Consider the following 17557-nt stretch of genomic DNA (forward strand, 5'->3'; position numbering starts at 1 on the left):
TTCAACTTGCCAGCGCAACAACTGATGTGGCTGTTTCTGACAAGTTCAAGCCAGCCTCAGCACTGGCAGAACCCCACCACAAAATTGATCGAAGCCAGCCCAATTAACGCAGCCTAAAACATCCCAAAGTATCAAAGTTTCCGGTCAATCAACACACGCAGCGTCTTGCGTTGGGTTGTTTTGAGATGCCCTGTCGCCTGTTGCGCTGTGCATCGCAGGACCAGCTTGAATTTGGGGTTCGGATTGAGACATGATGTGCTTCGGAAACACTGCGCGACTTTGGATGAGGTCTGTATGGCAACGATGAATGCAGGACCGGGCGGTCCCGCGGTGGATGTTTTTGAACCTTTGTCAGTGGCGGTTCTTTCCGAATGGCGTCGGCTTTGTTCGGCCTAAGTTTCGGCATTTGGCGACAAAAGAGGCCGGTGCAAATCTCTCTGAGAACACCCTTTCGAGGCTATCCCACCGCATCACTTTGGCCTGCGGCCCTGCCTGAAAAGATGCAGCCGCCAAGGAACGTTCCTTCAAGGGCATTGTAGCCGTGGTATCCACCGCCGCCAAAGCCAGCAGCCTCACCAACCGCGAACAAGCCGGGGATGGTTTTTCCGGTGGCGTCTACCAGTTGACTGTTAAGGTCTGTCTGCAGCCCTCCCAAGGTTTTCCGTGTGATCAAGCTGAGGCGCACAGCGATCAACGGGCCGTTTTCTGGATCAAGAAATTTGTGAGGTTTAGCTGTTCGTATCAGTTTGTCGCCGCGATATTGCCGCGCGCCGTGGATGGCCGTCATTTGCGCATCTTTGCTAAATTGATTGTCGACCTGAGAATCGCGCGCTTCAATTTGAGCGCGAATATGTGCTTCATTTATCAGCGCATCACCCGTAACTTTGTTCATCCCCGACACAAGTTCTGAAAGGGTGTTGGCGACCACGAAGTCCTCGCCATGTTCTTTGAAGGCTTCAACCGGATCGGTTGCGCGTTTGCCGGACAAGATGCGCTGTCTAATAACCTCTTTCCACTTTGCAGAGGTGAAGTCAGGATTCTGTTCAGAACCAGAGAGTGCAAATTCTTTCTTGATGACTTTCTGGGTGAGGATAAACCAACTGTAGTCAAAGCCGGTATCCAGAATTGCCTTGAATGTTCCATTGGTGTCAAAACCCGGGAGGGCAGGCGGTGCAAAACGGTTGCCATTGGCGTCAAACCACATCGAAGAAGGGCCGGGCAAAATACGGATACCATGATTTGGCCAGATAGGATCCCAGTTTTTCACGCCTTCCGTGTAGAACCAAAGTCTGTCTTTGTTGATGACATGGCCGCCGACCTGTTCGGATATGCCGATCATTCGACCGTCGACATGTGCTGGCACGCCCGAGAGCATTTTCTTTGGCGCCGGTCCGAGGCGTTTTGTAGGCCAGACCTGTCTTATCAAGCCGAAATTTCCGCCGATACCACCCGAAGCCACTATGACAGAAGGTGCGCTGAAGCGAAAATCGCTAACGACCTCGCGTGATGTTTGTGCCCCTTGCACGGCTTCATCCGGTTTGAGGACTGATCCGCTTACGCCGGTAGCGGAACCGTTCTGCATTTCTATACGGTCTACTTGGTGGCGGAATTTGAAGGTGATCAACCCTGCTTCTTCGTGGGCTTTACAGCGTCGGACGAAATGCTCCAATACGCCAGGTCCGGTGCCCCATGTAATATGAAAGCGTGGAACCGAATTGCCATGACCGTCTGCAAAACCTCCGCCGCGTTCGGCCCAACCAACGACAGGGAACCAGCGAAGCCCCATTTTGTACAACCATGGGCGCATTTCACCGGCTGCGAAGTCGAGATAGGCCTCGGCCCATTGGCGTGGATATGCATCGTCTGCTCGGTCAAACTGTGCCGACCCCATCCAGTCATTCAGCGCAAGCGCGTGACTGTCCTTGATCCCCATCCGTCGCTGTTCTGGCGTGTCGATCATGAACAATCCGCCCAAAGACCAATGTGCCTGACCACCCAAGTTCTGCGGCCCTTCCTGATCTACGATCAGAACGGATTTACCGCGGTCGCCTAGCTCTGCCGCAGCTGCGAGCCCCGCGAGGCCCGCGCCGACGACGATGACGTCAGCTTTCATGGTTGCGGCTCCTAAGCCAGAAGACAAAGGGGATGGCTGTCATATACATGATCGCGGCATACACTGCTGACGGCAGGCCAATCGTTGGGATGCCACTCGCGACACCTGCGATGATTGGGGCCAGTGTGATGCCCAAGGTGCCGTTTTGCAGGCCCACTTCGATCGATATCGTTTTCTGCTCGGCCCAGTTCAGCCCCAACACGCCGGCTATAACCAGTCCTCCGACCATCGTGACTATGTTTAGCACTGCCAATGCAGGCCCCAGAGTTGCGAAGTTTTCAACGAAAAGTGCCCAGTTCGATGCAATGGCTGCAAGGATGATGATTACGAAGAGGATGCTCGACAATACCAGCAGCTTCGGCTCGGCTCGGGATGCGAAATTCGGAGCAACATAGCGAATTCCCATGCCGATACTTACCGGCAAGGTTGTGATCAGGAACATTGCTAGTGCGAGAGAGGTGACCGTGATTTCAGGTGCGTCTTCACCCATGAAATGCACAACAGCCCAGCCGATGAACAGCGGCACTGTCAGCATGGACATCAAGGACACCAGCGCGGTCAGGGATACTGACAAAGCGACATCTCCGTTTGCAAGGCGCGAGACGACGTTTGACGTTACACCGCCTGGGCAGAACGCAAGCAACATGACCCCCGCGGCAATGGCACCGCTTAAACCGAACGCCACAACCACAGCATAGGCCACAATCGGGATGAAAACGATTTGACAGATGGCGCCAACCGCAAATGCCCAGCCGCGTTCTGCAACGCGTCTGAAATCGGCCGGGGTGAGCCCTACGCCGAGGCTAAACATAATAACCGCGAGGGATAGAGGCAGTATTACGCTGACCAAGATTTCCATAAGCAACTCCTCCCAAAGTGTTCTGGATTGGAGCAGGGCAACACATCACGCAAAGTAAATCAACGAAACTCCTTGGTAACCATACGTCAGTGGATTGAACCGGCGAGACTGCCAAAAGAAACTAACGCGAGACGGGTAGCGAGAAAACTGCATCGAGCGCTCCACCTACCAAATACTTGTGAGGTCAGTGTGGTCCGTGAAGGGTATTCAGGGCTGATTGAGGAAGTTTGCTGCATCTGGAGCTTTCACTTTTCAATTGCGTCTGTCAGGGCCTGGCCCCCGATTAGATAGCAGCAAAACCAGTGGTGCTGAAAAGGGGGGTAGGTAGTTTGTCACGATCATACATGTTGGCTGACATCTCCAAGTTTTGTGATCGAACTTACAAAATTCCATTCAAGTTACGTTGCACTTTAGTGCCATCTCTGACGTGTTTCTAATGGTGTTTCACCAAACTGATTGCGATACACACTTGAGAAACGCCCCAAATGAGAGAAGCCCCATCGCATGGCGACTTCAGTAACGTTCCCGTTTCGCAGCTTTAGATCGTTGTATGCGCCTTCCAATCGCCGACAACGCCAGAATTGCATCGGGGATATACCTCTGAATTTCTTGAAAACCAGTTGAAGGTTACGAGGTGTTGTGCCCGCAGCCGCAGATATTTGATCAAGACATAAGTCAGATTTCAAATTGGCATCAATAAATTCTTCGGCGCGGCGCAGAATACTTGGACTGGCCGATCCTCTTTGGGAGCCTAAAGCTGCCGAAAAATTATTCGGAGCGGCTTCAATCAGACCTACCATCAGGGTTTGTTCAATATGGCGGGACATTAAACCATGCCCAAGTTCCATGCGGCCTATATCAATTTCGCGTACCAGAAAATTCAACAGGCTTTTGAGTGCAAAACCTGAGCTGGTGGTCAAGTCGAGATGCCCTTCAAACGATAAAACTTGGCCGGCGGGTTCGCCCAAAAGCGTTGAAAGTTGGCGGTTCAGCGCGCCACGATCTATTTGCAAAAGAAGTTGTTTGGTATTCTTGCTCCAGCACATATCTGTCGGGCGGTGCGGATTTAGGATGCTTGCCCTTCGTATATCGCTGTCGTGGCAGCTGTTGCCGTTGCGTATCTGAGCTGTGCCCAATAGGGGAATTTGGAGCAGGAAAAAACGTTCGAGTTCTCCAGGGACAATTCGGGTGCGTGCGCCATATTCCATATAATTGATCGATATTTTATGGCCTCGAACATGATTGTGGCGAGCAAGAAACGTTTCATCGCCCATGGTTTCCAAGCGGTGCGGACAATAAATTTGAGCGACCCGCTCGCGCGCTTCATCTAAGTCGCAGCTGGAAAAAAGTTCGTGATCTGACAATGGTATTGCCGCGTCCATCTCGCCCCCTTCATTCCAGCCTAGAGGAGAACACTGCAGAATCCAGCGTTTTCTGGATGGTCGCTTCGTATTCTGGATAGTGCCAACTTAACGGGAACCGCAGATTTTACTCAGAACAAGAAGCAGGGGAGATAAATTATGCGCGGATTAAAAGGAAAAGTTGCCATCGTTCCAGGTGGGGCAACCAAGATTGGTGTAGCCGTCGTTGAAGCATTTCGAGCTCATGGTGTCAAAGTAATGGTTGCGGACGTAAATGTAGAAGGCGGGCAGGCCTTGGTGAACGAAGATGTTTCATTTAAACAAACGGATTTGCGCGATGATGCGCAGATCGCAGATCTGGTTGCAGCAACGAAGAAAGAATTCGGGCGGATCGACTTTCTAGTCAATGTTGCGTGCTCCTATCTGGATAACGGGATGACCTCTACCCGCGCTGAGTGGCTCGAAAGTCTGGACGTTAATGTCATTGGATCGGTCATGTTGATGCAAGCTGCACATAAAGAGCTGGCGAAGAACAAGGGCGCGATTGTCAATTTCGGCTCTATTTCTGCGCGCGTAGCACAGACGGGGCGTTGGCTTTATCCCGTTAGCAAAGCCGCAATTTTGCAACTGACACGTAATCAGGCCATGGATTTGGCTCCCGACGGCATTCGGGTCAACGCTGTTTCACCCGGCTGGACCTGGTCAAATATCATGGATGAATTAACGGGAGGAGATCGCGAGAAGACCAACAAAGTGGCTTCCGACTTTCACCTTCTTGGCCGCGTGGCAGATGCGGAAGAAGTCGCCAATTCTGTAATGTTCCTCTGCTCTGATGAAGCAACCTTTATTACGGGGACAGATATTCAGGTAGATGGTGGTTATGGCGCAATGGGCCCGGAAAGAGCCGCGCCTGCAATTCCATTGTTGATGGAGTGATCTCATGAAAATTGCTGTTATTGGAGCCGGTTTTGCCGGTTTGGCGTCCTGTCGGCATCTTCGCGATTTTGGGCATGACGTTACTGTCTTTGAAAAAGTTGGTGATGTTGGCGGGGTTTGGTCGGGCTCAAGAACCTACCCCGGCATTACGACGCAAAATGGCAAAGACACTTATCATATGTCCGATTTTCCCATGCCGAAAGACTATCCCGAATGGCCGACCGGCCCGCAAGTCCAGGCGTATCTGGATAGCTATGCCAAGAAATTCGGGTTGATGCCGTCTGTCCGACTGAACACCGAAGTTGTAAATACGGCTCAGGGTGAAGATGGCCGCTGGACCGTTACAACTGATGAAGGATCGGAGGTCTTCGATTTCCTTGTGATCGCCAACGGGATATTTTCACGTCCGTCTATCCCGAATTTTCAGGGGTCCGAGGCCTTTTTGCAGGATGGAGGACGGATTTGTCATTCATCGGAGTTTCTTAATCTGGAGGATGCCAAGGATAAGGATGTGCTTGTTATCGGCTATGGGAAGTCGTCTTGCGATGTCGCCGCTGCCGTTGGAAATGCGGCGAGATCGACCAGCGTGATTGCAAGAGAGCTAATCTGGAAGTCGCCTCGGAAGTTTGGTGGAGTGCTGAATTACAAATATCTTTTGCTGACCCGAATGGGGGAAGCTCTGTTTAAATATAGCCGCGTGCAAGGAGTTGAGAAATTTTTGCACGGCATAGGAAAACCGGTGCGCAATGCAATGGTTGGCGGTGTTCAGACCATCACGACCAAACAACTGGGGCTCAAAAAGCTTGGTCTTGTGCCGGAGGGTAACTTTGAGAAAATTGCGCGCTCCACGGTATCACTGGCCACTGATGGGTTTTACGATATGGTCGGCACTGGTAAAATCAATGTGCAGCGGGATACCCAAATTGACAGATTGATCATTGAAGACCGTAAACGCTTTGCCATTCTCGCAAATGGCAAACGTTTACCTGCGGATCTTATCATTTGCGGAACCGGCTGGCATCAGGAGATCCCTTTCCTTGATGACGAGACAAAATCCAAAATTATGGACGACAAAGGGAACTTCCAGCTCTACAATTGCGTCAAGCCGCTTGATGTGGAAAACCTATTGTTCAATGGGTATAACTCCAGCTTTTTCAGTGCGCTATCCGCGGAGATCGGTGCACTTTGGATCGCCGCCTATCTTGCAGGCGATCTAAAGCTGCCAAGTAAAGCAGAGATGCTGAGGCTGACCGATGAACGTTTGGCGTGGATGGCGGAGCGGACAGAGGGCAAACACGCCAAAGGCACGAATATCATCCCGTTTTCCATGCATCAAATTGATGAATTGCTAACGGACCTGCGGCTGCCAATCCCTAGGCAGCAACGGTTCTTGGAGTGGCTGATGCCGGTCAAACCATCCTCATACACGAAAGTGACTAAGCGACTTAAGAAGCGCTTGGGCATTTCATAATGTCACCGGCTACGCCTCGCTTATCTGAGATGTAGCCCGGAATAGCATCTTTTCTGTTGCTATTTTTCTGGCTGGAAGAGGGCGTGGAAGTGATGAACGCATCCCAATTCATAGACGCGCAGAAGGCATTCATTGTAAAGCAAGGCACCGAAGGCGCAGAGATTTTCTGCGAAGGCAGGGATCAGCCCTGCTGTCTATTTTAGGTCGTCAGCAACAATTACTATTTTATCGCGTTAAAGTCCCGACGCTCTGTCATTTTCATATATCTGATGCACAACCGTCATCTCATTGTAATGTAACTTCCTTAGCGGTGGCTCCAAATTGGGGGCTACTATGCTGACACTTGATAAACTGACCAAGACATTCGGCGACAAGAAGGCCGTGGATAATGTAAGCTTCACTGTAGATCGCCCGATGATGATTGGCATCATTGGTCGCTCGGGTGCTGGCAAGTCTACCGTCTTGCGGATGCTCAACCGGCTGAGTGATGCGACTTCCGGATCTATTAAATTCGAAGGGCGTGACATTACGCGTTTGAAGGGGGCAGAACGCCGCAACTGGCAGTCCCGGTGTGCGATGATCTTTCAGCAGTTCAATCTCGTCCCGCGGATGGATGTTGTCTCAAACGTGTTGCACGGCACGTTGAACCGCCGCTCGACACTGGCGACGATGTTCAACCTTTACCCCGATAGCGACATTCACAAAGCGATCGAAATTCTGGACCGTTTGGGTATCGCAGAGCAAGCGCCCAAACGTGCCGAGGCTTTGTCGGGCGGGCAGCAACAGCGTGTTGCGATTGCGCGGGCCTTAATGCAAGATCCAGCGATTATTCTGGCGGACGAACCGATTGCTTCGCTTGACCCGATGAACGCCCAGATCGTGATGCAGGCCTTGCGCCGCATTCACGAAGAAGACGGGCGCACCGTTGTTGCTAACCTTCACACACTCGACACGGCGCGGCGTTATTGCGACCGCGTTGTCGGGATGCGTGACGGACGGGTGGTGTTTGACGGCACACCCGAGCAACTCACAACCGGTGTTGCACGCGACATCTATGGTGCTGGCGCGAACTTCTCGGAAGCGGCCACGTCTACCGAAATCGAGACACTTGAGAAGACGGCAAGAGACTACGCTCTTCCTGCCTGAATGACCCGTTGCCCGCGCTGCCGCTCGGGCACATTTTAAAATCTGGAGACTAAGATGAAAAAGACAATCAGCCTCGCCTTGGCCACAACCGCTTTTATGGGCGCGGCACAAGCGGAAGAAATCACAGAATTCCGCATTGGTATTCTTGGTGGTGAAAACGCCCAAGACCGTATGAACTCTAACGAATGCGTGCGGGCATATGTTGAAGATTTGCTCGGCGTAGAAACCAAAATATTTACACCTGCCGACTATGACGGTGTTATCCAGGGTCTGCTTGGCGGAACGATAGACATGGCATGGCTCGGTGCCTCTGCCTATGCAAAGACATACATGACCGATCCTGATGCAGTTGATGTTGTTCTGGTCAAAACCAACCTTGACGGCTCGTTTGGCTACCATTCTATCGGTTTTGCCCGTGCGGACAGTGGCATCACATCACTGGAAGACATGAAAGGCAAAGTATTTGCCTTTGGTGACCCAAACTCTACTTCAGGCTTTCTGATCCCTTCCGTTGAAATCCCCAAGACAGTCGGTGCGACAATGGAGTCCGGCGACTACTTCGGTGAAGTTCGCTTTGTGGGCGGCCACGAGCAGACAATCGTTGCTGTTGCCAATGGCGATGTTGACGCAGGCGTGACATGGGCCGACGCCCAAGGCGACTGGCTCGACGGATACAACTCCGGCGCATTGCGCAAGGCCTCAGACTCAGGCCTCGTTGACATGAACGATCTGGTCGAGATCTGGAAATCAGAAGTCATCCCTGAAGGGCCGATTGTTCTTCGTCGCGATCTTCCGGAAAATGTCAAAGCCGATGTCACCTCGTTCCTTGAGGGTCTGCACGCAGAAGACGAGCAGTGCGCCTACAATATGGCCGCTGGAGAAACTGCAGGTTTTATGCCGATCACGCATGACGCTTACAAGAACATCATCGCCGTGCGCAAAGCTGTTCAAGGCAACTAAGCCACAGAGACTTGGTGCGGGGCAGTGCAAGACGCTGCCCCGCCATACTTTGGAGTGAGCCATGACCGATGCTGCGCTAAACGGGCCAAGCTCGTCCCGGGTTAACCGAATTCAGGACAGTTATATGGTGCAGGTGCGCCGCCGCCGGATGTATGGCGGGCTGACGCTGGGGATATTTGTTCTGCTGATGGTATCCGGTTTCGCGATTGCAGATGACCGCAATGCTGGCGGTTTCTGGGATGGCTGGAGACAGGTGCTAGACTTTCCCGCAGATGTTATGTCGGAAGCATGGGAAAAGCGGGCGGAGGTGCCAGGCCTTTTGGTCGAGTTCTTCCCTGCTTTGCTCGAAACCATCAACATCGCTGCCGCATCAACATTGATTGGGGCGATGCTCGGGTTGATCCTGGCGCTGCTGTCCACGCGCGGGCTTGCCAAATGGCCACGCCTGATCCCGCTGTTTCGCCGTATCATGGATATTATGCGTGCGGTTCCCGAGATTGTGATCGCATTGGTGCTGATTTTTATTCTTGGTGGAGGGCCCGTTCCAGCCATGATCGCCATTGCTTTTCATACAGCTGGAGCGCTGGGCAAGCTTTACTCCGAGGTCGCCGAAAATGCCGACCTCAAGCCGGTTGAGGGGCTCGGTTCTACTGGTGCGACATGGTCGCAGCGCATGTGGCTTGGTGTTTTGCCGCAAGTCGCTCCCAATTTTCTGAGCTACACACTATTGCGTTTTGAGATCAACATCCGCGCCTCTGCCATTCTTGGCTTTGTCGGGGCGGGCGGTATCGGTGCAGAGTTGCGCCATGCGATGTCCTGGGGGCCAGGGCGCTTTGACGAAGCCGCAGCGATTTTCCTTCTGCTTTTTGGAGCGATTGTTTTCTTTGACCAACTCTCCAGCCGTTACCGTAATAAAATGATCGAGGGGCAGTAATATGACCGACGCAGCAGCACATATTGACGCCTCCAAAACCTCGGCGACAACTCTTTTTTTCCGCAAGCGGGTGACAGCTTTTGCTTTGCCCGCCATCATTTTGGCCTATCTGTTTTACATCGTCATCTCCTTTGATGTGCCAGGGATTGCGAAGCGCGCAAGCCTTGAGAATGCCGGTATACTTGCCTCTGATAGCTGGTCTTACAAAGTGCATGTCACGCGCGACAACCGCCGTGGGGGCACGTCCTATGCGATTGAGGGGGAGCGCAAAGGCGCTTACGAGGAAGGAACGCATCCGGCTTGGGTAAACCCGACCAATGCGGATGACGTAATTATTGACCTTGAAGGCGACTATCTCGTTCATTTTTTGCCAAACAACGCGGCTGTGTTCGACATTCCTGAGTTTGGTCGTATCGAAGTGCAGTTGGTTGATGGTATCATCAAGACCAATCTTTCAGAGCCTATTCCTGATTGGGTCAATTTGTCTGACAGGCGTATTACGATCACAACAGATGCGGGCCGGATGAGCATGACCAGCTCGCGCACGGAAGTTCATCGCTATTTCGCCGGTTGGGAGTTGTTCTGGTTTACGCTTGATAGCCCGTATCACGGCCACAGCTTAGGCACGATCTTCTTTGGTGATCGCATTGATCCGACGCGGAGGAACTTGTCCGGTGCCATTTCGGACTTCTGGAACAACGGTATGTGGCGGCACAAGGATGTGGCTTGGGCTATTGGTGAAACCATACTCATGGCGTTTCTCGGGACAATGGGGGCGGCCATGATTGCTCTGCCTCTGGCTTTTTTTGCGGCGAAGAAGTTTTCGCCGTTCGCAGCGCTCCGGTTTGGTATGCGCCGCATATTCGACTTTGTGCGTGGTGTAGATGCGTTGATTTGGACAGTGGTTCTGGCGCGTGCTTTTGGCCCGGGTCCGTTGACAGGGGCGCTGGCAATTTTGCTGACAGACAGCGGCACCTTCGGGAAGATATTTTCCGAAGCCTTGGAGAACGTGGATGACAAACAGATCGAGGGCGTTGCATCCACCGGGGCTAAGCCATTGCAGCGTTACCGCTTTGGTGTGATCCCGCAGGTTGTGCCTGTGTTGCTCGCGCAGATTCTCTACTTCCTTGAATCAAACACGCGTTCAGCGACGGTCATCGGGGCCATCACTGGCGGCGGTATTGGCCTTATGCTGACGCAGGCAATCCAGACTCAGAAAGACTGGGAAGAGGTTGCCTATTACATCGTTCTGATTATCGGCGTGGTTATGCTGATGGATTGGTTCTCGGGCTGGCTTCGAGGCCGTTTGATTGGCGGGAAAGACGGGCATGACGCGCCTTAAGGTAGATGCGCCATTTGTGCATGAGGGATGTTCGATCTCGGACACCACTTTTGGCCGCTATGTCGAGATCGGGGCAGGCAGCCGTATCGCGCAGAGTGAAGTGGGTGACTACAGCTATTGCGATCGTTTTGCAGATATAGCCAATGCAACGATCGGGAAGTTTGCCAATATAGCGAGCTTTGTTCGCGTTGGGGCAACCGACCATCCGCTCGAAACGGCGGCGTGTCATCATTTCCTATACCGCTCGGCGGATTATTGGGACGATGCGGAACCGGATGCGGATTTTATGGCCGCTCGTGCTGCGCGCCGTGCATGTGTCGGGCATGACACATGGATTGGCCATGGCGCGATGATCAAACCGGAGGTGACTTTGGGCGACGGCGCTGTTGTTGCTGCGGGCGCGGTTGTGACGAAAGATGTCATGCCTTACACCATCGTTGCGGGCACACCTGCGAAGGTATTGCGGCAGCGCCAGCCCGCGGATATTGCCGAGCGGCTGATGGCGCTTGCATGGTGGGACTGGTCCCACGAGGCGCTGCGGGAGGGCCTTGAAGACTTCCGCGTGCTTTCGGCAGAGGCGTTTCTGGAGCGGTATAACGGCTAGTCGCTGATTGTCAGCGTTACGCGATCACCTGCAAACCATGTGCGGCCATATTCAACGGGTGTTCCGTCGAGATCAACGTTAACACCCGTTGAGCGCAAGAGCGGATCACTTTCGCGTACATGAAGGTGCAACGCTTGCGAGGCATCGGCCAACACGGCGGTAAGGCGGGTGCTGGCGCGGGTGTAATCATCGATGCCGACAGCTTTCAGCGCTTGGGTCACACTCCCACTCTCGGCAAGTGCGGCATCAATGCCTTTAAGGCGGCTCAGGGGGAAAAGACTTTCAAAGAGGGCGATGGGAACGCCATCAGCTTGTGATAAGCCGAAGTAGAGACAAATTGGCTCACCTGCTGCGATGTCGAGCGCTTGTGCTTCACCTTTGGTAGCGGCGCGTTGTTCTATTTGGAGCACCTTTCTGTCGGGGCGTCGCCCTGCTGCGCGCAAGTTTTCGTGGAATCTGACTCGCTTGCCGATGGGGTAGTCGGTTGGTGTCGCGGTAATAAAAGCGCCAGCGCCGCGCCGTGTGCGCACCAAGCCTTCTTCGACAAGATGCGATAGCGCATGGCGCACTGTGTGGCGGTTTACGCCGAAACGGTCAGCCAGTTGGGCTTCGGTTGGCAGCTTGTCACCTGACGTGTAGCGGCCCTCGGAAATATCGTTTCGCAAGGTTGTCGCGATGGCTTGCCAGACGGGGGTGCGGCGTCTGTTGGCGGGTGGCGTGTTACGCAATCTTCACAAATCTCCTCTGTCACACATCGGGTGATATGCTAATATGAGTCTAGTTGTATAGTAATGGGCAGAGTTGTCGATATGAAAACTGCGACAGACGACACAAAAGAACGCAAAGCATGGATGAGCCTCATGGCAAAAGCACCGGAGCGGCGGATTCCGGAGCTGTTGGATGGGGCTATCACCCGTCCTCACTTTAACTGGCTGCGGGTTCCCGAAGTGGGCAGCGTTATGGTGCGGGGCCGCTCAGGTGGCAAGGGCGCGCCGTTTAATCTTGGCGAGATGACAGTGACACGTTGCGCGCTTCGCCTTGAGACCGGTGAGGTTGGCCATGCGTATGTCCAGGGCCGCAGCAAGGCCGATGCTGAAGCGGCTGCGCTGGTGGATGCGTTAATGCAGACGGATTTCAGAGAGAAGCTTCGGGGGCAGGTGCTTGCGCCGCTTGAGGCCGAGCAGTCTGAAGCGCGGAAGGTGCGCGCCGAAAAGGCAGCAGCGACGAAAGTAGATTTCTTTACGATGGTTAGAGGGGAAGATTGATGCGGGTTCAAACGCTTGAAGGCGGGTTTTCGGAGCCGGCAATGCAGGCTGCACAAGCCTTTCGTGCCGTAATGGATGCGATGGCGCGGCCCGGTTCTTTCCAAACGCTTAACGGGGCCACGCCACCTGCGCCGCTTTCGGCTGCTGCGGGGACTGTTGTGTTGACATTATGTGACACGGATACGCCCCTTTATCTGGCTGGTGCGCTTGATTGTGCCGAAGTGCGCGCGTGGATTTCGTTTCATACCGGTGCACCATTTGTTGCGGCGGCGGATTGCATGTTTGCCTTGGGTGGCTGGGCCGATCTTATGCCGCTGTCGGCCTATCCGACCGGCACCTCTGAATACCCTGACCGCTCAGCGACACTGATCGTGGAGATGGGCACCTTGAGTGGTGAGGGCCACAGCCTGCGCGGACCGGGTATTCGCGACACGGCGCATTTGTCTTTGCCTGAGCTCGAAGCCTTTCAGGTAAACCATTTACAGTTTCCTTTGGGGCTCGATTTTATTTTCGCCAGTGGCGAGAGTATCGCAGCCTTGCCGCGCTCGACGGAGGTTTTCTAGCATGTATGTTGCAGTCAAAGGTGGCGAGCGCGCCATTGAAAACGCCCATGCGTGGTTGGCGGAAGAACGGCGTGGAGATAGGTCTGTTGTCGAGCTTTCCGTGGCGCAAATCCGTGAGCAACTGAGCCTTGCGGTGAACCGTGTGATGGCGGAGGGCTCTCTTTATGACCCTGACCTTGCGGCGCTGGCGGTCAAGCAGTCGCGTGGCGATCTGATTGAAGCGATCTTCTTGATCCGGGCCTACCGCACCACGTTGCCACGCCTTGGCGCATCTTGCGCAGTTGCGACCGAGGCTATGGCTTGTGACAGGCGTATTAGTGCCACATTCAAAGATGTGCCAGGTGGGCAAATCCTGGGGCCAACATTTGACTACACCCACCGCTTACTTGATTTCAAACTGGCGGCCGAGGGTGAAACGGTATCTGCGCCAACGCGCGAAGCCGAGCCTGCAAAGGTTCCGCATGTTACGGGGTTTCTCAATCGCGAGGGGCTCATAGAAGAAGCACCGCACGATGATACTCCGCCGCCGGACCTTACGCGCGAACCGCTTGAAATGCCTGCGGAGCGCAGTCTTCGATTGCAAGCGCTGACCCGCGCAGATGAAGGTTTCACGCTTGGCTTGGCTTATTCCACGCAGCGGGGTTACGGACGCAACCATGCGTTTGTGGGCGAGTTGCGGATTGGAACTGTGGCCGTAGAAATGGATATTCCAGAGTTGGGATTTGCGGTTGAGATCGGCGAGATCATCCTGACGGAATGTGAGACCGTCAACCAGTTCACGGGTTCCAAGACCGAGCCGCCTCAGTTTACCCGCGGCTATGGGCTTGTCTTCGGGCAGACTGAACGGAAGGCGATTTCGATGGCGCTGGTGGACCGCGCGCTGCGTTGGGAAGAACTGGGCGAGGACAATGTGGGCGCGCCCGCGCAGGACGCGGAGTTTGTCCTTTATCACGCGGACAACATTCAAGCGACGGGCTTTCTGGAGCACATCAAACTGCCCCATTACGTTGATTTTCAATCGGAGTTGGAACTGGTGCGCAAGCTGCGCCGGGATGCCGGGGCAGAGCAGATTCAGGAGGCGGCAGAATGACCGACCAAGCCTATAACTTTGCTTATCTTGACGAGCAAACCAAACGGATGATCCGCCGTGCTATCCTTAAGGGGCTTGCCATACCGGGTTATCAGGTGCCGTTTGCGAGCCGTGAAATGCCGATGCCTTATGGTTGGGGCACGGGCGGCGTGCAGGTATCTGCGGCAGTGCTTTGCCCTGATGATTGCTTCAAAGTGATCGACCAAGGCGCGGACGACACAACCAACGCTGTTTCGATCCGCAGTTTTTTTGAGCGCACCGCTGGAATAAAGACCACTACGAGCACCAAGGCGGCAACGGTTATTCAGACCCGCCATCGTGTGCCGGAGATGCCTCTGAGTGAAGGGCAGATACTGGTTTATCAAGTGCCTATCCCCGAGCCGCTGCGCTTTTTGGAGCCGCGTGAAAGCGAGACACGCAAGATGCATAGCCTTGAGGAATACGGGTTGATGCATGTGAAGCTCTACGAGGATATCGCGCGGCATGGCCATATTGCCACCTCCTATGCCTATCCCGTCAAGGTCGAAGGGCGCTATGTGATGGACCCGTCGCCGATCCCGAAATTTGACAACCCGAAACTGTCAGACAGCGCGGCGATCCAGCTGTTTGGCGCGGGCCGCGAGCAACGCATTTATGCGCTGCCGCCTTACAGCCGCGTTGTCAGTCTCGATTTTGAAGATCACCCATTTGAGGCGTCAAAGGCCGACCACTCTTGTGGGCTTTGCGCGGCGGAGGACAGCTATCTGGACGAGGTGATTGTCGATGATGTGGGCGGGCGGATGTTTGTTTGCTCTGACACGGATTTTTGTGAGGCGCGCCGCGCGGCGGGACATAAAGGGAAGGATGCAGCATGATAGATACTCCGTTGCTATCGGTGCGCGGCGTGAGCCGCCACTATGGAGCGCATATCGGGTGTTCCGATGTTTCGTTTGATCTTTACCCTGGCGAGGTTATGGGGATTGTGGGTGAGAGCGGGTCTGGAAAGTCGACTTTGCTCAACTGTATGTCGGGGCATCTGGCCCCAGATGCGGGTGAGGTTGTGTTTGATACTCGCGCGGATGGGCCGCGTGACACTGTGACGATGAGTGAGCCCGAGCGCCGCATGCTGAGTCGTACGGAGTGGGCGTTTGTGCATCAACACGCGCGTGACGGGCTGCGTATGGGTGTGAGTGCTGGTGGCAATGTAGGCGAGCGGCTGATGGCCGTGGGTGCGCGTAACTATGGCGACATTCGTGACAAGGCCACAGACTGGCTCGGACGTGTCGAAATAAGCGAAAGCCGGATTGATGACCGCCCCGGTACATTCTCTGGGGGGATGCAGCAGCGTCTGCAAATTGCGCGCAATCTGGTGACGGGCCCACGCCTCGTTTTCATGGACGAGCCGACGGGCGGCCTTGATGTGAGCGTGCAAGCACGCCTGCTGGATCTGGTGCGCGGGTTGGTGCGCGACATGGGGTTGTCGGCGATTATCGTGACGCATGACCTTGCCGTGGTGCGCCTTTTGGCAGACCGGCTGATGGTGATGAAATCGGGGCATGTGGTGGAGCAGGGGCTGACAGACAGGGTGCTGGATGACCCGCAACATGGTTACACACAGCTGCTTGTCAGCTCGGTTTTGCAGGTGTGAGGGAAAAACATGATTGAATTGCGAGACGTTTCAAAGACTTTCACACTGCACAATCAGGGGGGGGCTGTCATCGAGGTTCTGGCGGGGGTGAACCTGTCGGTCAAAGCTGGTGAATGCGTGGCGCTGACGGGGTCTTCAGGGGCCGGTAAATCGACACTTATGCGGATGATTTACGGAAATTACATGGCGCAAGCGGGGGCGATTTCGATTGGCGAAATCGATCTGGTGAAAGCCGAACCCCGCGAAATTATTCGTATCCGCCGCGAGGTTTTGGGTTATGTCAGCCAGTTTCTGCGGGTCGTGCCGCGCGTGCCGGCACTTGAAGTTGTTGCTGAGCCGCTGCGCTCTGTCGGCGTTGAGGCAGCCGTGGCCGAGGCCCGTGCACAGGAACTGCTGAGGCAGCTTAACATTCCGAAAAGCTTGTGGTCACTTTCGCCCACGACATTTTCGGGTGGTGAGCAGCAGCGCGTGAACATTGCGCGCGGGTTTTCTCACCCTTATCCTGCGATGTTACTGGATGAGCCAACAGCCAGCCTTGATGCGGCCAACCGTGAAGTTGTGCTGACGCTGATTGAAGAGGCCAAGGCGCGCGGTGCGGCGATTGTCGGGATTTTCCATGATGAAGCAGCGCGTACCCGGGTGTGCGACCGAGAGATTGATGTAACTGGCTTTTCGCCAGCCTGCGTCACATGAGTGCTGGCTGTCTCGTCGCGGTTGTCGGGCCGTCGGGTGTTGGCAAAGACAGTATTATGGCTGGGGTCGTGGCTGAAGCGTCCCATATCCAACTGGTGCGCCGAGCGATTACCCGCGCGCCTGAGTTGGGTGGCGAACAGTATGACGCCATGACGCCAGAAGCGTTCAAAGATGCTGCAAGCGAGGGCGCATTTTGTTTGCATTGGGGCGCGCATGAGTTGCTTTATGGCATTCCGATGCAGACGCTGAAGGACGTACAGAGCGGAGCTGTCTGTATTGCAAACCTGTCTCGCGGGGCATTGCAGGAAGCGTCACGGGTCTTTCCGAAGTTGTCGGTGTTGAACATTACAGCCAGTCCCGCTGCTTTGGCAGAGCGTTTGAAAACACGTGGGCGTGAAGACATAAACGATATCGAGAAAAGACTGGCAAGCGCGAAAAAGCCGCTGCCAGAGGGGCTTGATGTCATCGAAATACGCAATGACGGGGTTCTTGAGGATGCTGTTGGCAAGGCCTTGTCGGCTGTTCAGCTTGTGGGTGGGTAATATGGAAAAGCATGTTGCATGACTGTCATCAAACTCTGGCAAACTGGGTTT

The 17557-nt window shown here is 54.4% G+C and carries 18 protein-coding genes; 14 read left to right on the top strand and 4 right to left on the bottom strand.

Annotation, left to right across the window (positions count from 1 at the left end; all coding sequences use genetic code 11):
- Window positions 1-457: 457 nt before the first annotated feature.
- The 3 genes from OE750_RS06610 to OE750_RS06620 form a co-directional block, all read right to left on the bottom strand.
- Window positions 458-2113 carry an FAD-binding dehydrogenase gene (locus OE750_RS06610; RefSeq protein WP_263762752.1) on the bottom strand — a complete coding sequence of 552 codons (1656 nt, stop codon included), beginning with the start codon at window positions 2111-2113 and terminating at the stop codon, window positions 458-460.
- Window positions 2103-2972, bottom strand: a complete 870-nt coding sequence (locus OE750_RS06615) for a bile acid:sodium symporter family protein (protein WP_263762754.1) — start codon at window positions 2970-2972, stop codon at window positions 2103-2105. The genes OE750_RS06610 and OE750_RS06615 overlap by 11 nt, the downstream gene beginning before the upstream one ends.
- 410 nt (window positions 2973-3382) lie before the next feature.
- Window positions 3383-4354 carry an AraC family transcriptional regulator gene (locus OE750_RS06620; protein ID WP_263762756.1) on the bottom strand — a complete coding sequence of 324 codons (972 nt, stop codon included), beginning with the start codon at window positions 4352-4354 and terminating at the stop codon, window positions 3383-3385.
- A 138-nt stretch (window positions 4355-4492) separates the two neighbouring features.
- On the opposite strand from OE750_RS06620, the gene OE750_RS06625 reads away from it, so the two are divergent.
- From OE750_RS06625 to OE750_RS06655, 7 genes are all read left to right on the top strand, one after another.
- The gene (locus OE750_RS06625; RefSeq protein ID WP_263762758.1) at window positions 4493-5269 is read left to right on the top strand and encodes an SDR family oxidoreductase; all 777 of its coding nucleotides are present in this window, start codon (window positions 4493-4495) and stop codon (window positions 5267-5269) included.
- A 4-nt stretch (window positions 5270-5273) separates the two neighbouring features.
- Entirely contained in the window at window positions 5274-6740 is a 1467-nt protein-coding gene (locus tag OE750_RS06630; protein ID WP_263762761.1) for a flavin-containing monooxygenase, read from the top strand.
- A 333-nt stretch (window positions 6741-7073) separates the two neighbouring features.
- Window positions 7074-7886 (top strand): phosphonate ABC transporter ATP-binding protein, encoded by an 813-nt coding sequence (gene phnC, locus OE750_RS06635; protein WP_263762764.1) that lies wholly within the window; start codon window positions 7074-7076, stop codon window positions 7884-7886.
- 54 nt (window positions 7887-7940) lie between these two features.
- A complete protein-coding gene (phnD, locus tag OE750_RS06640; protein WP_263762766.1) occupies window positions 7941-8846 on the top strand; it encodes a phosphonate ABC transporter substrate-binding protein in 906 nt (301 codons plus the stop codon).
- A gap of 61 nt (window positions 8847-8907) precedes the next feature.
- Entirely contained in the window at window positions 8908-9780 is an 873-nt protein-coding gene (phnE, locus tag OE750_RS06645; protein WP_263762767.1) for a phosphonate ABC transporter, permease protein PhnE, read from the top strand.
- A 1-nt stretch (window position 9781) separates the two neighbouring features.
- Entirely contained in the window at window positions 9782-11122 is a 1341-nt protein-coding gene (phnE, locus tag OE750_RS06650) for a phosphonate ABC transporter, permease protein PhnE (RefSeq protein WP_263762770.1), read from the top strand.
- On the top strand, window positions 11109-11726 hold the full coding sequence (locus OE750_RS06655) for a chloramphenicol acetyltransferase (protein WP_263762772.1): 618 nt from the start codon (window positions 11109-11111) through the stop codon (window positions 11724-11726). Before phnE (OE750_RS06650) ends, OE750_RS06655 begins: the two co-directional genes overlap by 14 nt.
- On the opposite strand, the gene phnF is transcribed toward OE750_RS06655, so the two are convergent.
- A complete protein-coding gene (gene phnF, locus OE750_RS06660) occupies window positions 11723-12454 on the bottom strand; it encodes a phosphonate metabolism transcriptional regulator PhnF (protein WP_263762774.1) in 732 nt (243 codons plus the stop codon). The genes OE750_RS06655 and phnF overlap by 4 nt on opposite strands.
- A gap of 81 nt (window positions 12455-12535) precedes the next feature.
- Here phnF and phnG point away from each other — a divergent pair, with 81 nt between their 5' ends.
- The 7 genes from phnG to phnN are packed head-to-tail and all read left to right on the top strand — an operon-like array spanning window position 12536 to window position 17506.
- Entirely contained in the window at window positions 12536-12991 is a 456-nt protein-coding gene (gene phnG, locus OE750_RS06665; protein WP_263762777.1) for a phosphonate C-P lyase system protein PhnG, read from the top strand.
- Window positions 12991-13554, top strand: a complete 564-nt coding sequence (gene phnH, locus OE750_RS06670) for a phosphonate C-P lyase system protein PhnH (protein WP_263762778.1) — start codon at window positions 12991-12993, stop codon at window positions 13552-13554. Before phnG ends, phnH begins: the two co-directional genes overlap by 1 nt.
- Before the next feature lies 1 nt (window position 13555).
- Window positions 13556-14644, top strand: a complete 1089-nt coding sequence (locus tag OE750_RS06675) for a carbon-phosphorus lyase complex subunit PhnI (RefSeq protein WP_263762780.1) — start codon at window positions 13556-13558, stop codon at window positions 14642-14644.
- Window positions 14641-15498 carry an alpha-D-ribose 1-methylphosphonate 5-phosphate C-P-lyase PhnJ gene (locus OE750_RS06680; RefSeq protein WP_263762782.1) on the top strand — a complete coding sequence of 286 codons (858 nt, stop codon included), beginning with the start codon at window positions 14641-14643 and terminating at the stop codon, window positions 15496-15498. The genes OE750_RS06675 and OE750_RS06680 overlap by 4 nt, the downstream gene beginning before the upstream one ends.
- Window positions 15495-16271, top strand: coding sequence for a phosphonate C-P lyase system protein PhnK (phnK, locus tag OE750_RS06685; RefSeq protein ID WP_263762784.1), 777 nt, complete (start codon window positions 15495-15497; stop codon window positions 16269-16271). Before OE750_RS06680 ends, phnK begins: the two co-directional genes overlap by 4 nt.
- Window positions 16272-16280: 9 nt before the next feature.
- Complete coding sequence (phnL, locus tag OE750_RS06690) at window positions 16281-16964, top strand: phosphonate C-P lyase system protein PhnL (RefSeq protein WP_263762787.1); 684 nt, start codon at window positions 16281-16283, stop codon at window positions 16962-16964.
- On the top strand, window positions 16961-17506 hold the full coding sequence (gene phnN / locus OE750_RS06695) for a phosphonate metabolism protein/1,5-bisphosphokinase (PRPP-forming) PhnN (protein WP_263762789.1): 546 nt from the start codon (window positions 16961-16963) through the stop codon (window positions 17504-17506). Before phnL ends, phnN begins: the two co-directional genes overlap by 4 nt.
- Window positions 17507-17557 lie beyond the last annotated feature (51 nt).

This window comes from Lentibacter sp. XHP0401 (assembly GCF_025751535.1).
Lineage (GTDB): Bacteria > Pseudomonadota > Alphaproteobacteria > Rhodobacterales > Rhodobacteraceae > Lentibacter.

Bases quoted from the DNA above. Each gene is read 5' to 3' on its own strand.
- OE750_RS06625 (WP_263762758.1), top strand. From the start codon at position 4,493: ATGCGCGGATTAAAAGGAAAAGTTGCCATCGTTCCAGGTGGGGCAACC.
- phnN (WP_263762789.1), top strand. From the start codon at position 16,961: ATGAGTGCTGGCTGTCTCGTCGCGGTTGTCGGGCCGTCGGGTGTTGGC.
- phnK (WP_263762784.1), top strand. From the start codon at position 15,495: ATGATAGATACTCCGTTGCTATCGGTGCGCGGCGTGAGCCGCCACTAT.
- phnC (WP_263762764.1), top strand. From the start codon at position 7,074: ATGCTGACACTTGATAAACTGACCAAGACATTCGGCGACAAGAAGGCC.
- OE750_RS06620 (WP_263762756.1), bottom strand. From the start codon at position 4,354: ATGGACGCGGCAATACCATTGTCAGATCACGAACTTTTTTCCAGCTGC.
- phnE (WP_263762767.1), top strand. From the start codon at position 8,908: ATGACCGATGCTGCGCTAAACGGGCCAAGCTCGTCCCGGGTTAACCGA.
- OE750_RS06630 (WP_263762761.1), top strand. From the start codon at position 5,274: ATGAAAATTGCTGTTATTGGAGCCGGTTTTGCCGGTTTGGCGTCCTGT.
- phnD (WP_263762766.1), top strand. From the start codon at position 7,941: ATGAAAAAGACAATCAGCCTCGCCTTGGCCACAACCGCTTTTATGGGC.
- OE750_RS06615 (WP_263762754.1), bottom strand. From the start codon at position 2,972: ATGGAAATCTTGGTCAGCGTAATACTGCCTCTATCCCTCGCGGTTATT.
- OE750_RS06655 (WP_263762772.1), top strand. From the start codon at position 11,109: ATGACGCGCCTTAAGGTAGATGCGCCATTTGTGCATGAGGGATGTTCG.
- OE750_RS06610 (WP_263762752.1), bottom strand. From the start codon at position 2,113: ATGAAAGCTGACGTCATCGTCGTCGGCGCGGGCCTCGCGGGGCTCGCA.
- phnE (WP_263762770.1), top strand. From the start codon at position 9,782: ATGACCGACGCAGCAGCACATATTGACGCCTCCAAAACCTCGGCGACA.
- OE750_RS06675 (WP_263762780.1), top strand. From the start codon at position 13,556: ATGTATGTTGCAGTCAAAGGTGGCGAGCGCGCCATTGAAAACGCCCAT.
- phnL (WP_263762787.1), top strand. From the start codon at position 16,281: ATGATTGAATTGCGAGACGTTTCAAAGACTTTCACACTGCACAATCAG.
- OE750_RS06680 (WP_263762782.1), top strand. From the start codon at position 14,641: ATGACCGACCAAGCCTATAACTTTGCTTATCTTGACGAGCAAACCAAA.
- phnH (WP_263762778.1), top strand. From the start codon at position 12,991: ATGCGGGTTCAAACGCTTGAAGGCGGGTTTTCGGAGCCGGCAATGCAG.
- phnG (WP_263762777.1), top strand. From the start codon at position 12,536: ATGAAAACTGCGACAGACGACACAAAAGAACGCAAAGCATGGATGAGC.